This window comes from Neorhizobium sp. P1_A6 (assembly GCF_056406795.1).
The window spans coordinates 62,966-77,893 of the sequence record NZ_JBFTZM010000012.1; the positions used below are offsets into that span (position 1 = coordinate 62,966).

At 62.5% G+C, this 14,928-nt stretch carries 13 protein-coding genes; 9 read left to right on the forward strand and 4 right to left on the reverse strand.

Annotated features, from left to right (window positions below):
• Nucleotides 1–148 precede the first annotated feature (148 nt).
• A complete protein-coding gene (locus tag AC1D3C_RS22495; protein WP_477484408.1) occupies nucleotides 149–616 on the forward strand; it encodes a hypothetical protein in 468 nt (155 codons plus the stop codon).
• Here the strand turns inward: AC1D3C_RS22495 and AC1D3C_RS22500 are convergent.
• Nucleotides 597–2,810: a transglycosylase domain-containing protein gene (locus AC1D3C_RS22500; protein WP_247038787.1), complete on the reverse strand. Its 2,214-nt coding sequence runs from the start codon at nucleotides 2,808–2,810 to the stop codon at nucleotides 597–599. The two genes, AC1D3C_RS22495 and AC1D3C_RS22500, sit on opposite strands and share 20 nt — an antisense overlap.
• Before the next feature lie 186 nt (nucleotides 2,811–2,996).
• On the opposite strand from AC1D3C_RS22500, the gene AC1D3C_RS22505 reads away from it, so the two are divergent.
• Entirely contained in the window at nucleotides 2,997–3,458 is a 462-nt protein-coding gene (locus tag AC1D3C_RS22505; protein ID WP_038541213.1) for a YcgN family cysteine cluster protein, read from the forward strand.
• Between the two features lie 112 nt (nucleotides 3,459–3,570).
• On the opposite strand, the gene AC1D3C_RS22510 is transcribed toward AC1D3C_RS22505, so the two are convergent.
• Nucleotides 3,571–4,242: a glutathione S-transferase family protein gene (locus tag AC1D3C_RS22510; RefSeq protein ID WP_477484409.1), complete on the reverse strand. Its 672-nt coding sequence runs from the start codon at nucleotides 4,240–4,242 to the stop codon at nucleotides 3,571–3,573.
• A 182-nt stretch (nucleotides 4,243–4,424) separates the two neighbouring features.
• On the opposite strand from AC1D3C_RS22510, the gene AC1D3C_RS22515 reads away from it, so the two are divergent.
• Nucleotides 4,425–5,336, forward strand: coding sequence for a LysR family transcriptional regulator (locus AC1D3C_RS22515; RefSeq protein WP_477484410.1), 912 nt, complete (start codon nucleotides 4,425–4,427; stop codon nucleotides 5,334–5,336).
• 182 nt (nucleotides 5,337–5,518) lie between these two features.
• Here AC1D3C_RS22515 and AC1D3C_RS22520 read toward each other — a convergent pair whose 3' ends face one another.
• Both AC1D3C_RS22520 and AC1D3C_RS22525 read right to left on the reverse strand, forming a co-directional pair.
• Nucleotides 5,519–6,520: an NADP-dependent oxidoreductase gene (locus AC1D3C_RS22520; protein ID WP_477484411.1), complete on the reverse strand. Its 1,002-nt coding sequence runs from the start codon at nucleotides 6,518–6,520 to the stop codon at nucleotides 5,519–5,521.
• 58 nt (nucleotides 6,521–6,578) lie between these two features.
• Complete coding sequence (locus AC1D3C_RS22525; protein WP_477484412.1) at nucleotides 6,579–7,394, reverse strand: oxidoreductase; 816 nt, start codon at nucleotides 7,392–7,394, stop codon at nucleotides 6,579–6,581.
• An 88-nt stretch (nucleotides 7,395–7,482) separates the two neighbouring features.
• Between AC1D3C_RS22525 and AC1D3C_RS22530 the strand changes: the two genes are divergently transcribed.
• The 6 genes from AC1D3C_RS22530 to AC1D3C_RS22555 all read left to right on the forward strand — a co-directional run bounded on the left by AC1D3C_RS22530 (nucleotide 7,483) and on the right by AC1D3C_RS22555 (nucleotide 14,906).
• Nucleotides 7,483–7,914 carry a winged helix-turn-helix transcriptional regulator gene (locus tag AC1D3C_RS22530; protein WP_038541217.1) on the forward strand — a complete coding sequence of 144 codons (432 nt, stop codon included), beginning with the start codon at nucleotides 7,483–7,485 and terminating at the stop codon, nucleotides 7,912–7,914.
• Between the two features lie 255 nt (nucleotides 7,915–8,169).
• The gene (locus tag AC1D3C_RS22535) at nucleotides 8,170–9,285 is read left to right on the forward strand and encodes a helix-turn-helix transcriptional regulator (RefSeq protein ID WP_477484413.1); all 1,116 of its coding nucleotides are present in this window, start codon (nucleotides 8,170–8,172) and stop codon (nucleotides 9,283–9,285) included.
• A 153-nt stretch (nucleotides 9,286–9,438) separates the two neighbouring features.
• Nucleotides 9,439–11,400 (forward strand): acyltransferase family protein, encoded by a 1,962-nt coding sequence (locus AC1D3C_RS22540; protein WP_477484414.1) that lies wholly within the window; start codon nucleotides 9,439–9,441, stop codon nucleotides 11,398–11,400.
• A 97-nt stretch (nucleotides 11,401–11,497) separates the two neighbouring features.
• Nucleotides 11,498–13,945: a heavy metal translocating P-type ATPase gene (locus AC1D3C_RS22545; protein WP_477484415.1), complete on the forward strand. Its 2,448-nt coding sequence runs from the start codon at nucleotides 11,498–11,500 to the stop codon at nucleotides 13,943–13,945.
• Nucleotides 13,942–14,391 (forward strand): Cu(I)-responsive transcriptional regulator, encoded by a 450-nt coding sequence (gene cueR, locus AC1D3C_RS22550; protein WP_477484416.1) that lies wholly within the window; start codon nucleotides 13,942–13,944, stop codon nucleotides 14,389–14,391. Before AC1D3C_RS22545 ends, cueR begins: the two co-directional genes overlap by 4 nt.
• Nucleotides 14,392–14,705: 314 nt before the next feature.
• Nucleotides 14,706–14,906 carry a heavy-metal-associated domain-containing protein gene (locus AC1D3C_RS22555; protein ID WP_477484417.1) on the forward strand — a complete coding sequence of 67 codons (201 nt, stop codon included), beginning with the start codon at nucleotides 14,706–14,708 and terminating at the stop codon, nucleotides 14,904–14,906.
• Nucleotides 14,907–14,928 lie beyond the last annotated feature (22 nt).

Below are 14,928 nucleotides of genomic sequence, written 5' to 3' on the forward strand. Positions count from 1 at the left end.
CCGCACAACCGGCGCCATCCGCTAACCGTTTGATAACGTTATTTTAAGCGGTTCCTGTGACTAGAATCCGCGCGCTCTACGCCAAGCCTGTTCCTTGGCTACCGTCGCCCCGAGACAATGTTCCGGGGCAAAGACGATGAGATTATGGATGATGGCGACCGGCGCCTTGGTGGCCGTGGCGGCTGGGTTTTCCGGTGCCTATTACCACCTGAAGCAGGAAGAGGGGCCGGCGAGCCCGAAGACCATTTCCGCCGACTTCATGACGCTGACCGAAAGCCAGCCGACCGAGGCGCGCCGCGCGGTCGTCGAGGCGATCGACACCTGCCTGCCGCAGGCGGCGAGGGCAGGCTGGACAAGCCCGCCGGTCAAGGACCTCGCGGTCGATACCTATGTCCGCTTCTTCGACCTGATGGGCCAGGATATCGATCAGGGCGAACGCACCGCGTTATTCCGCAGCTGGGTGTCGCGAGCCGATGACGGATTGGCTGAAAGGGACCGCATCGCTTTCGAAAAGCTGATGCAGGGCGGCCTGCATGAAGGCGTGACGGCGCTCTGCGTCGCCGCGACCGTGCGCGGCAAGCTCGGAAGCCAGGGGCTCAGGGGCTTTTGGAACTGACGGGTAATGCCTCGGTGACCGATCCCGTCGTGGTCTTGTCGGCCACCTTGGCGGTGGCAGGTCCGAGCCGGCCGGCTTCTTTCAGCTTTCCGGCAATCTGCCGCAGCAGCCGGGTGGATTCGGCCGATAGCGAGCGGGGCCGGACGAGCGCCTGCAGCCCGGTATCGGGGGTGCCGTCCTTCTTTTTGGCGACCGCATTTCCCTTGTGGTCTCCGGTCGGCAGCGGATTATCGATGCCGGGAATGGCGCGCAGCTCGATGCCCTGATGGGCATAATCCATCACCGTCTTGAAGGTCGCGGCCGGCAGCGAACCGCCGGTCATGTTGTTCATCGAGGTGAAGTCGTCGTTTCCGAACCAGATGGCGGTCGTGTAATTGCCGGTAAACCCGATGAACCAGGCGTCGCGATAACTCTGCGAGGTGCCGGTCTTGCCGGCGGTGACGATGCCGCCGTCGAGGGCTGCCTTGCGGGCGGTGCCGATCACCGGGATCTGCGACAGGATGCGGTTCATCGACGACATCGCCTGTTCGGAGAGCACGCGCTTGGCCGGCGGTTCGTCTCGGTTGAAATCGTAGAGCACGTCGCCGCCATATCCGAGAACCTGCTCGATGCCGTGGCGGCGCGATTGCATGCCACCGGCCGGCATCACCGCATAGCCTGTCGCCTGGTCGAGAACGGTCATTTCCGAAGTGCCGAGCGGGATGGTCTTGTCTTTCCTGAGCGGCGTTTCGACACCGAAAGCCTTGGCGGTCTTCACGATCAAGTCGGTGCCGAGATATTCCTTGGCAAGTCTGACCGGAACGGTATTGAGCGACTGGGCCATGGCTGAAAGCAGCGTCACCTTGCCCTTGTAGGCGCGGCCGTAATTCTGCGGCGACCAGCCGTTCCAGGTGATCGGCGCATCCGAAATCGTCGATTCCGGCTTGAAGCCGTTCTCCATCGCCGCCGAATAGGTATAGAGCTTGAAGGACGAACCCGGCTGGCGCAGCGCTCTGGCGGCGCGGTTGAACTGGCTCTCGCCATAGTCTCGGCCGCCGACCATGGCGCGCACGGCCCCGCCGTTCTCGATCATCACGAGCGCGCCCTGCTTGGCCTTGTAGCTCTCGCCGTATTCGCGAAGGCTCGATTCCATCGCCGATTCCGAGGCCTGCTGCAGGCCCATGTCGATCGTCGTGCGCACCACGACCGAATGTTCGTGGAACTTGCCGGCCTGCGCCAGCCGCTGCACTTCATCGAAGGCCCAGTCGAGGAAATAGTCGGGCGCCTTGGCGTCGGCGCGGTCGACGACGGTCGCCGGGTTGCGGCGGGCGGCGATCACCTGGCCCTCGGTCATCAGCCCGCTCTGCACGAGGTTGGAAAGCACTTCGTTGGCGCGGGCGCGGGCGGCAGGCAGGTTGACATGCGGCGCGTATTTGGCCGGCGCCTTGAACAGGCCGGCGAGCATCGCGCTCTCGGCAAGGTTCACCTCCGTGATGTTCTTGCCGAAATAGAACTGTGCGGCCGCCGCCGCCCCGAACGTGCCGCCGCCCATATAGGCGCGGTCGAGATAGAGCGACAGGATCTCCTTCTTGGAGAGGTTGGCTTCCAGCCACAGCGACAGGAAGGCTTCCTTGATCTTGCGTTCGATCGACCGTTCGTTGGTGAGGAACAGGTTCTTGGCGAGCTGCTGGGTGAGGGTCGACCCCCCTTGCACGACGCCGCCGGCCTTGGCGTTTTCGCTCATGGCGCGGGCAAGGCCGAAGAAGTCGATGCCGAAATGGTCGAAGAAGCGGCGGTCCTCGGTCGCCAGCACCGCCTTGATCAGGTGGTCCGGCAATTCGTCGATCGGCACCGAATCCTCATGGATGATGCCGCGATGACCGATGATATTGCCGTAGCGGTCGAGGAAGGTGACGGCGAAATCGCCGCGATTGCGCCAGTCCTCGTGGGTCTCCTCGAAGGCCGGCTGGGCGAGTGCCAGGAGCAGCACGAAACCGGCGGTGCCAAGTGTCATCGCCTCGCCGGCAAGCTCGAAGCCGATGCGCTTCCAGCCGCGCACACGAAACCGGCGGAAGAAGATGGTGATCTCCTCCCAGATTTCGGCAAGCCGGAAACCGAGATTCCAGACGGTGGAATCGATCCAGGAATCGATGCGCAGCAGCAGGTGGCGCTTGCCGCGCGGCCGGTCGTCGGATGACTTTGGCTCGTCCTGCACCTTCGGAATTCCCTGCCCTTTCGATGAGATGTGCTTGACGCGGTCCCTGCAAGGGATCAAGAGCTCTAGCCTCTCACCGTTAATCAGCTTTAGCTGACAAATGGTTGATGCGCGATATCAAAATCGCAACAGGTAAAATGCAGATATCGGGATTTGTTCCGAACTGCCGCAAATGTGATATCCACGATGACCGACGAACCTTTCTGGAAAACCAAGCGGCTCGACCAGCTGACCCAAAATGAATGGGAAAGCCTGTGCGACGGTTGCGGCCTCTGTTGTCTCAACAAGCTCGAGGACTGGGATTCCGGCGACGTCGTCTTCACCTCCGTCGCCTGCCGGCTGCTCGACGGGGAAAGCTGTCGCTGCAAGGACTATCAGCACCGCCAGGCGACCGTGCCGGACTGCATCCAGCTCACCCCGACGACGGTCAACGAGATCACATGGCTGCCGCCGACCTGCGGTTACCGCCTCATCCGCGACGGCGAGGATCTGTACTGGTGGCATCCGCTGGTCTCGGGCGATCCGGACACCGTGCACCAGGCCGGCATCTCCGCCCGCGGCCGCACGGTCAGCGAAAACGAAGTCGATGTGGAAGATTTCGAAGACTACGTCGTCGACTGGCCGCTGACGGTGGGCGAGGAACGATAGAGGCTCGGAGCAGGTAGCGCAGGCGCCCGCCGTGCCATTCGTGAGATGGTCGCGATTCCGGCCAGCGCGCACCATCTTCCCACGCGCGCCAGCCGGACAGGAGGGCCAGAAATTATAGTTCCACGCCGACGCTCGCCAGAAAGTTCTCCATGCGGTTGTCAACCTCAGCCTTCGTCTCCGCCCACGCCGGGAACGACTGGAGAAGGTTGTCGTGCCAGGCGATCAGGTTTGGATATTCCTTGAACGGAAACTTTGCACGATCGACCTGGGAGAAGGGAGCCGCGATATCGATATCGGCAAAGGTCAGGGCATTGCCGACCATGAATTTGCGGCCTTCGAGATGCTGGTCGAGTACCCTCGCTGCAGCGCGGATCTTGCCCTCGGCAAATTCGACGAGCGACTCGTCCTTCGGTAGGCCCATGACCGTCTTCGCCACGCGCTCATCGAAGATCGTGGTGGTGAAGGTGCGCCACTGCTCGCCCGACCAGAACATCCACTGAAGCACCTGGAAGCGCTCCGCCTGCGTGGTTCCCACCAGCGGCGAATTCACCTTGTTGGCGAGATACAGATTGATGGCAGAAGATTCCCAGAGAATGGTGTCTCCATCTTTCAGAACCGGTGTCAGACCGTGAGGATTGAGGCGCGATTTGAACTCGTCGGTCTGGCTCTCGCCTTTGAACAGGTCAATGTTAACCCGTTCGAGTTCAATGCCCATGATCTTCGCGGCGGTCGTCACGCGACGCAAGCTGCCCGAGCCCGCATCACCGTAGATCTTGATTGCCATAACTCTTCCTTTCAGTTCGAGGCCCGTGACCGGGCGGTCGAGCTAGGGGTGCCATATTCTTGTGGCGAATGACATTGACGCCTTTTGAATACCATCTATTCTTATTTAGAATTAGTCGTTATGCGCGTGGCGGTTCTGACCTCGTCTGAAAACCCGAGCGATCTCCTTCGGAATGAAAAGTGATGGATAAGCTAGATGCGATGCGGATGTTCGTGCGCGTTGTCGAAAGCGGAAGCTTTTCGCAGGCAGCGCGAGACCTGAACGTCAGCCAGCCGACGGTCAGCAAACAGCTCGCGGCGCTCGAGGCGCGGCTCGGGACGCAACTCCTCGCGAGAAATTCCCGTGCCCTTGCCGTGACGCCCGCAGGACAAGACTACTATGAGGCCACCGTCCGCATTCTTCAGGATCTCGATTTCGTCGAAGAGAAGGTCCTTGAAGGGCGGTCGGCGCCCTCGGGGCTAGTCCGCGTGACCGTCTCGCCGGCCTTCGGAAGGATGTTCATTATTCCCCGGCTATCCGATTTCAGGAACCGTTTCCCCGGCATCGCGATCGAGATGGAAGTCTCCGGGCGGCACGTCGACCTTATCGGGGAGGGAATAGACGTCGCGATCCGTATCGGCCGGCTTTCGGATTCGGCACTCGTCGCCCGGCGCATCGGCGACATGCAGATGATAACCCTGGCCTCCGCCCGCTATCTTGCGCAACACGGCACGCCGCAAACGTTGGACGAACTGCGCAGCCACCAGCGGATCGGCTATGTCTACCAGGGCGATGTCGTCGGGTGGGGTTTTCACGTAGAGGGCCGGCTGGTCACGGTCGACGGTGGGGGAGCGTTCCGCACGAACGACGCCGAGCATGTCCGAGGCGCGGTCCTCGCGGGTCTCGGCATCGCCCATCACGCAAGTTGGCTGTTCACGGATGTGCTGGCCTCCGGCGCGGTTGTGCGAGTTCTGGACCAGCATGCGCCGCCGCCCTTTCCGATCAACGCGGTGACCGCCGCCGGACGGCGCATGCCCTCCCGAGTGCGGCAATTCATCGATTTCCTCGCCGCGATTTGCGCCGAGGAGCCGGAATTAAGGATCGGTGACAGTTAGCCCGTCATGGAGCGGGCCGGCTCCGGGCTGGCGCTGCACAGGAGGACGCTGAACAGGCCTTTGTCGTCGGTCCAGTCGGCCATTGGCGACCATCCCGCTGCGCTCAGCGACAAGGCAGCGGGGCTGGACTTGTGGTTATTCTCGGTATGAATGACTTCGCGGCTTCTACAGCCTGAACGGTGTCACTTCACGGCGATGACGACTTTCCCCTTCGCGCGACCCTTTTCGACGTATTCCAGTGCCTCGTTGGTCTTATCGAACGGGAAGACCCGGTCCATCACTGGGCGGATATGGCCCGCCTCGATCAGCGAGGTGATCTGTGCGAGCTGACCGCCGTTCGCCGTCATGAAAAGGAACGAGTAGCCGATCTTCCGGCGTCCCGCTTTTCGCCTGATGCCGAAGCTCAGCAGGCGCATGGCCTGTCGAAGCAGCCAGCTGGAGCCGTTCTGCCGGGCGAAGTCCGGATCGGGCGGACCGGAAATCGAAATCAGCTTGCCGCCCGGCTTCAATACATTCAAGGATTTTTCCAGCGTATCCTTGCCGAGGCTGTTCAGCACGACGTCGTAGCCCTGCAGCACTTTCTCGAAGTCGTCCTTCTTGTAGTCGACCGCGATGTCCGCCCCGAGACTTTTTACGAGAGCGACATTGGCCGTGCTTGTGGTCGTGGCCACATGGGCTCCGAGATGCTTGGCGAGCTGGATCGCGATGGTGCCGACGCCGCCCGACCCGGCGTGGATCAGCACCTTCTGCCCCTTCCGCACGTTGGCCCGCTCGACAAGGACCTGCCATGCCGTCAGCGCGACAAGCGGAATGGAYGCGGCCTCCACCATGGTAAGGTTGCTGGGCTTGATTGCCACATCGGCCTCGTCGATGGCGATATACTCGGCAAATGTTCCGATGCGATCCTGGGCCGGACGGGCATAGACCTCGTCTCCCGGCTTGAACTTCCGGACCTTGGGTCCGACCCGGACGACGACGCCCGCAACGTCATTGCCCAGCACCAGCGGAAGGCGATAGGGCAGGATCAGCTTGAATTCGCCGTCCCTGATCTTGTTGTCCAGGGCGTTCACGCTGGCGGCATGAACCTCGACCATGACATCGTTGTCGCGCAATGCCGGTTCGGGTATTTCGCCGAGCCGCAGGGCGCCGCCTTTGCGATAGCGATCGATCAGGAATGATTTCATCGGACTGACTTCCGTTTCCGTGGTGGCCGGCATCACCGGCGGGCTCTGCGATGAATGCTCAGGCGGGAAGCCCGTTGAACTTCCGAAGGTTCTTGTCGACGATGGTTTCGGGCAGGAAGCGACGTATGAAGCGGACCTGTCCTGCCATTTTTCCGGCAGTGTAGCGCCGTTTGGGCAATGCCGCATTGGCGGCCTTCAGGACGGCTTCGGCGACCACCTCCGGTGCATCTCCCTTCGCGACGGCTTCGCGCATCAGCCGCTCCGCACCGGCGCGAACCGTATCATAGACGGAAAGCGGGCGGTCCGCGCGCGTCAGGTTCTCCTCGAAGGCGGTGCGCGTCAAACCGGGCTCGACAAGCACGACGCGGATGCCCTGGGTCCGCACTTCATGGTCGAGGGACTCCGAATAGCCCTCGACGGCGTGCTTGGTCGACGCATAGAGGCCGTTGAAAGGAGCTGGGATCATCCCCAGTATCGAACTCAGGTTGACGATGCGGCCCTTCTGCTGGCCCCTCATCATGGGCAGCACGGCGTTCGTCATCCGAATGGTTCCGAACACGTTGACGTCGAACAGGGCCTTCGCCTGGTCGATCGTGGATTCCTCGGCGCCGCCCAGCAGGCCGACCCCGGCATTGTTGACGAGAAGATCGATCCGCCCTGCGCGGCGCAGAACCTCGTCAACCGCATTTTTGACGGATGCATCGTCGGTCACGTCGCAGACCAGCATCGTCACCCCGTCCGCCGTGTCGGGCATCGGCTTGCGGCTGGTGCCGAAGACAAGATAGCCATCCCGCCGCAGCGCCTGCGCCGTCACCAGTCCTATTCCTGAGGAGGCACCCGTAACCAGGGCAACGCCACGTTTTTTCTTGCTCATCGGCTCCGCTTTCATTTTGTGATGGAACATCGTGGAGCGATCAGTTACTATCAAATCCGTATCAAGTCACTACTAAAAAGATATCGACATGAAGAATCTTTCCGACCAGCCCTGCCTGATCGCCCGGAGCCTGGCGCTTGTGGGGGACGCGTGGAGCATGCTGATCATGCGCGACGCCCATGCGGGGCTGACCCGTTTCGATGAGTTTCGCAAAAGCCTCGGCATTGCGCCGACCATGCTGACGGGACGACTTTCGGGCCTGACGGAGGAGGGGCTTCTGGAGAAACGCCGTTATTCCGACCGTCCGCCACGGGACGAATATGTGCTGACGGAAGCCGGCCGCGACTTTCTGCCGGTTCTGTTTGCGATCGGCGCGTGGGGACGCAAGCATCGCGGCGGGGGGAAGGTGACCCGGTTCTTCGACGCCGAAACCGGAACGGAAATCGATCCCGTCACCATCGACCGCGCGACCGGCGCTCCGGTCGGAACGCGTCCTATCCGGATCGCTGCGCCCGAATAAGCCCCTTCAAGGCAGATGGAGCAGCATCCGGCAATTCCGGTTGAAAGCTCGCCTCCAGCGACGGATTGCTCGCTTGGCGAGCGAGGAGCGCGCGGGAAGTCGCTCGAAACACAGCTTTATTACTTGTCAATCAAGTAAGTTAAGGAGAACAATCGGAGCTTCATGCAATTCTTCCGGTACCGCCAAGACTTGCAGAAACGTCAAAGATTACCGCGCAGTCCCGTTTCATCCCGAATTCATTGCGATGGCACCTAGATGAATGCAGAAGGCACGCTAGCAGACCGCCTCTACGAGGCAGCCCTGGTTCCGGAGCTTTGGACGGAGACTTGCGAGAGGATAGCCCTGGAGGCCGGGTCCAGCACCGCCTCGATCTTCACAGTCGATGGCAGCGGCAATCATCGCTACGTCACCACTCCCAACATCGCGGACGCCTTTGCCGAGTTCGTGCAGAGCGACACCCGGCTCGACAATGTTCGGCCCCTCCGGGCCATGCAACGTTCGCCGTTTTCGTTTGTCCGCGTCACCGATCTCCTGAGCGCGGAGGAATTTGCCAATGATGCGATCCAGCGCGACATCATCGAGCCGCACGGCATGCAATGGGAGGCGGGTTGGGCCTTCCAGGAGCCGACCGGGCACGTCATCGTCATCACCCTGATGCGCGCCAAGGGCCTGACGCATTTTTCCGACGAGCAGCTGGCGCGCCTCGATCTCTTGAAGCCGGATCTTGCCCGGGCTGCCTATATGTCGTCGCGGCTCGCCTTCAACGAGGCGCGATCGATGACCGAAACGCTGTCCATGCTCGGACTGCCGGCGGCGGTGATCGGCGACGCCGGCCGGGCGATCGCCATGAACCCCGAGATGGAGGGCTTAAGCCCGCGCATCCGCACCGGCGCCGGCGATCGGCTGGTCCTGGAAGGGGTGGGCGCCAATGCCCTGCTGGAGGAGGCGATCGCGCACTACAAGGCGCAGGCTGCGCCGGCCGTGCAGTCCCTGCCGATGGCGGGACGCCCCGGCCTGCCACCGCTGATCCTGCATCTGCTGCCGGTCCGCCGCGCGGCGCGCGACATCTTCTCCCGTTCGATGGCGGTGCTGGCCGTCACCCAGGTTGGGCAGGTCGGCCCGCCGGACATGCGGGTGCTCTGCGGCCTCTTCGATCTCACTCCTGCCGAAGCCCGTGTGGCGCGCGCCATCGCCATGGCCCAGACGCCGGAAATGATCGCCGCCTCGCTCGGCATCTCGCTCGAAACCGCCCGCTCGCATTTGAAGAAGATCATGCTGAAAACCGGCACCACCCGCCAGGCGGAACTGGTGCTGCTGCTGTCGGGCCTGAACGCGCCGAGCTTCGGCGGTGGCGGTCGGCCGGAGCCGTGAACGCCTCGCAAAGTGCGCTCGGGTTAAATTGGCCACATTCCTTTGCTGGATGACGTGCACGCATGTGCGAAATCGCAATTGGCTCAGGCATGAGCGAGTGCAATCGATCGATGCGCTCGGCTGTCGTGAATTGATGCCGCATTGGGTTGTAGAATGAAATACAGACCGGAAATCGACGGCTTGCGGGCCGTCGCTGTGGTTCCTGTCCTTATATTCCACGGTGGTTTGGGTTTCCGCGGCGGATTTGTCGGCGTCGACGTCTTCTTCGTCATCAGCGGTTATCTGATTACATCGATCATGTATGGCGAAATCGAAGCGCGGAAATTCAGTCTCGTCCGCTTCTACGAGCGGCGCCTGCGACGCATCATTCCAGCGCTTGTTTGCGTCTGCCTGGCTTGTCTGCCTTTTGCATGGGCATGGATGCTTCCCTATGAGCTGCGCGATTTTGGCCGCAGCCTCTATCAGGTAAATCTGTTCGTTTCGAACTTCTATTTTTGGAGTAAAACCGGCTATTTCGATTCAAGCAACGACCTGAAGCCGCTTTTGCATACGTGGTCTCTCGGCGTCGAAGAACAGTTCTACATCATATTCCCGGTTGTTCTGATGGCCTTGCGCCGGTTTCGCCGCCAGGTCGTTCTGGCGGCCATTCTCCTGTTGAGCACAGCGAGTTTCCTTGCCACGCAGGCCGTGCCGTTGTTCGATCCTGCGGCGAATTTCTATCTTCTGCCCACGCGCTTCTGGGAGCTTGGCGTCGGCGCCAGCATCAGCCTGGCGAATTTCAATGGAGAAAAAGCCCGCTACGGCGGTCTGGCGGCGGCTTGCGGTCTCGCGATGATCGTCCTCTCCTGCTTCTTCGTTGAAGGCGGGCCGTATTATCCCGGCTGGCAGATGCTGCCTGTCGTGGTCGGAACCGCGCTGGTTCTTCTATTTTCGTCTTCAGAGAATCTGACTGGACGGCTTCTTTCCGCAAGAGCCTTGGTGTTTGTCGGTTTGATCAGCTACAGCCTCTATCTCTGGCATCAGCCCGTCCTGGCCTTCGCGCGCTTGCGGCTGTTCACCAATGACTTGAGCGCTTTAACATCCGCTCTTCTCCTTTGCGTCGCGGCATTGCTTGCGGTCGCGAGCTACTATCTTGTCGAGCGGCCGTTTCGCGACAGGAACCGCGTTCCGACGAAGGGTTTCCTTGCCCTCGCCGGCGTTGCGGTAGCCGCCAGCATTGCCTCCGGAATCGTGTTTGAAACGACCGACGGTGCCGCGTTCAGGGCGCCGGGTCTCTATGAGATGACGGAGGTGAGCACGGGGCTGAGCAAAAACTGTAACGGCAAGATGGCGCCCGAATGCTCCACGTCCGATAGTCCCGAGATCGCGGTGTGGGGGGATTCCTTCGGCGCCCATCTCGTGGAAGGTATCCTGGCGTCGGCCCCCGATGTCAAACTCGTGCAGTTCACCAAAAGCCTTTGCGGACCGTTCACCGACATTACCTACCCGGTCGCCAGCGACGGTCGCAGGTCGCCCGAAGGCTGCCTGTCCCGGAACAGGGACGTCCTCGACGCCATGGCGGCGACCAGGACGCTTCGATACGTCGCGATTGGCGTCAATCTCGACATCTATACCGAATCCGAAACGTTCGTTCGGGAGGGCGGGCAGAGTGTACCGGCAAGCCGGGCGCTGCTTCTGGACAGTTTCTTAGGGTCCTTGTCCCACTTGCGGCGAATGGGATTGAGCCCGGTGGTTTTCGCGCAGCCTCCGCAGACGGGAACCGATGTCGGCGGTTGTGTTGCCCGGTCAAGATTACTGGGGATCGCGGCCGACCGCTGCGATCTGTCTGCTGACGACGTGAACCGGCGAGGCCGCGTCGCGATGGACATCATGAATATCGTTGCGCGGGACTATCCGGTGATCGATCTGGGCACCGGCCGGTGCAACGGCACGACCTGCCGGGTTTCCGAGGATGGCGTCTCCCTTTATGCGGATGCGGGGCACTATTCTGAGGGCGGAATACGACTGCTCGGAAAGAAGTACCATCTGTACGATCTTATCGTGAAGGCGGCGACTGAGGGCTGCGATAATGGTCCTGTCCCGGCTGCCCGACCCGCCGGTATCTGTCGCCCTTGAGAATATCCGTCGGCACCCCTTGACCTTCCCATGATGGGAAGCTCCACATAACGTGGGACAGTGAGACATCCCGACAAAAAAAGGGGAGATTGCGCCCATGAACGAGACCGTCAAACCGATCCACAAGGCCGAGCCTTTTACCGTTCCCGTCGAGGGCATGACCTGCGCCTCCTGCGTGCGCCGCGTCGAGAACGCTGCGGCGAAAGTGGCGGGCATCGACAGGAGCGCCGTCAACTTTGCCACGAAGAAACTGACGGTCGAATCGGCGGAGGGCTTTTCGCCGGAGGAGCTGACGAAGGCGATCCGGAAGGTCGGTTACGAAATCCAGCCAGGCGCCATGGACCATGCGATGCGTGAGGCGGGCATGATGCCGCCTGTGGCGCCGACGGCGCATACCGGCCACGAGCACCACCACGGACATCACCCCGACCATTCCGCACCGGAGGCACAGGCCCACATGGACCATGCCGCCATGGGGCACGACCAGGCGGCGGGCCATGCCGGCGGGCATGACCATATGCATATGCACCAGGGCGAGGAGGGCGTGCTGAAGCGCGACCTGGCAATCGCCTTCGTGCTGACCCTGCCGCTGTTCGTGCTGGAAATGGCCGGCCACGTCTACGATCCGTTCCACCACTGGCTGATGGGCGTGATCGAGACGCAGAACCTCTACTATGTCTATTTCGCATTTGCGACGGTAGTCGTCTTCGGCCCGGGCTTCCGCTTCCTGAAGCTCGGCCTGCCGGCGCTGCTGCGCGGCGTGCCGGAGATGAATTCGCTGGTCGCGGTCGGCGTGCTGGCGGCCTACGGTTATTCGCTGGCGACGACGTTTGCCCCGGACCTGCTGCCGGAGAGCGCCCGCTTCGTCTACTACGAGGCCGCGACCGTGATCGTCACGCTGATCCTGTTCGGCCGACTGCTCGAGGCCCGCGCCACGGGCCGCACCGGCGAGGCGATCGAGAAGCTCAGCCGGCTGCAGGCGAAGACCGCCCGCGTCGAGCGCGACGGCAAGCTGCTGGATATCCCGACCGAACAGGTGGTTGCCGGCGACGTGCTGGTGATCCGTCCGGGCGAGCGTATTCCGGTCGACGGCACGGTCATCGACGGCTCCTCGAATGTCGACGAATCGATGATTTCGGGCGAGCCGCTGCCGGTCGCAAAGGCGGCCGGCGCGACCGTGGTCGGCGGCACGATCAACAAGACCGGCGCCTTCCGTTTCCGGGCCGACAAGGTCGGCCGCGATACGATGCTGGCCCAGATCATCCGTATGGTCGAACAGGCGCAGGGCTCGAAACTGCCGATCCAGACGCTGGTCGACCGGGTGACAGCCTGGTTCGTGCCGGCGGTGATCGCGCTCGCCGTCATCACTTTCCTTGTCTGGTTCTTCATCGGCCCCGAACCGGCGCTCACCCACGCGCTGGTCAATGCGGTCGCCGTGCTGATCATCGCCTGCCCCTGCGCCATGGGGCTTGCCGTGCCCACCTCGATCGTCGTCGGCGGCGGCCGGGCGGCCGAACTCGGGGTGCTGTTCCGCAAGGGCGAGGCGCTGCAGGAGCTGCGCAATGTCCAGGTCGTCGTGTTCGACAAGACCGGCACCGTCACCAAGGGCCGGCCGGAACTGACCGACCTGGTGACCGCGCAAGATTTTGCCGGGGACGAGGTACTGGCGCTGGTCGCCAGCGTCGAGGCGCAGTCGGAACACCCGATCGCCGAGGCGATCGTCAAGGCGGCCGAGGCCAAGGGTCTGACCGTGCCGAAGGCGGAGCGCTTCTCGTCGGTCACCGGTTACGGCATCGAAGCGGAGGCGGGTGGCCGCAGGATCTCCGTCGGCGCCGACCGGTTCATGGAAAAGCTGGGGCTTTCGGTCGAGGTGTTTGCGGAAGCAGCCGCCAGGCTGGGCGACGAGGGCAAGACGCCGCTTTATGCGGCTGTCGACGGCAAGCTGGCAGCGGTGATCGCGGTTGCCGATCCGCTGAAACCCTCGAGCCGCGACGCGATCAGGGCGCTGCAGGCGATGGGCGTCGAAACGGTGATGGTGACCGGCGACAACCGCCGCACCGCTGAAGCGATTGCCCGCCAGGTCGGCATCAAAAAGGTCGTCGCCGAGGTCCTGCCGGAAGGCAAGGTGAAGGCGATCCACGAGATGCGGGCCAAGGGGGAGCAGGGCGGGAAAAAGCTGGCCTTCGTCGGCGACGGCATCAACGATGCGCCGGCGCTCGCCGAGGCCGATATCGGCATCGCCATCGGTACCGGCACGGACGTGGCGATTGAAAGCGCCGATGTGGTGTTGGTCGGCGGCGATCTGTCGGGCGCGGTTTCGGCCATCGCCATGAGCCGCGCGACCATGACCAACATCAAGCAGAACCTGTTCTGGGCCTTCGGTTACAACGTCGCGCTGGTGCCGGTTGCGGCCGGGGTGCTTTACCCGGCCTTCGGCTGGCTGCTGTCGCCGATGATCGCCGCCGGCGCCATGGCGCTGTCGAGCGTCTTCGTGCTCGGCAATGCGCTGCGGCTGAAGACCGTGAAAGTGGGAGAAACGAGATGAATATCGGCGAGGCTTCGAATGCGTCCGGCGTTTCGGCCAAGATGATCCGTTATTACGAGGAGATCGGCCTGATCCGGCCGATGGGTCGCACCGGCAACAATTACAGGGTCTATGGCGAGGAGGAGGTGCATATCCTGCGCTTCATCAAGCGGGCCCGCAATCTCGGCTTTTCGCTCGAAGAGACCGAGACGCTGCTGAAACTCTGGCAGGACAAGAGCCGCGAAAGCGCCGCCGTCAAGGAGGTGGCAACCGCCCATATCGGTGATCTCGAACGACGCATCGCCGAGATGCAGGGCATGGTCAAGACGCTGAAACACCTCGCCAACTGCTGCGGCGGCGACAACCGCCCCAACTGCCCGATTCTTGATGATCTGGCGGGGGATGGGGCGGTGGGCAGTGACAAGCCCGTCCCGGCGGCGAGGAAAAAGACGAGACAGGATGCCTGAGCCTTCACGCCAGGATGAGGCAGGACGGAGCGTCCTTCGATCTCCCGCCTTGAGGGCGATTCGATTGTACCGGAGCCGTGAGGCGGTGCGGCATCCTTAACCCTCCCCCCTGTGGGGAGGGTGGCCGGCAGGTGGGAGGGGTTTTATTCACAGCGAAGACCCCTCCCCAACCCCTCCCCACAAGGGGGAGGGGCTCCACGCACCGCCTGACGCCCTTAAAGGAAAACATGCCGCACCGGCTTCATTCCTCAAATGCACTTGACCTTCCCTCCATGGGAAGCTGCACAACACATCTATCGAACAAGGAGATTCGGATGACTGCGATTTTCACCGTGCCGGACATGACCTGCGGCCATTGCGAAAAGACCGTGCGCGGCGCGCTGGCGGAAGCCCTGCCGGGCGCGGCGGTGGCGATCGATCTGACGGCCAAGACGGTGGTGATCGAAGGCGACGCTGCAAAGGCCGAAGAGGCGATCCGCGAGGCCGGGTATTCGCCGGAAAGGGCAGGGGTCTGAGGTCATCCCACACCGCCCGTCA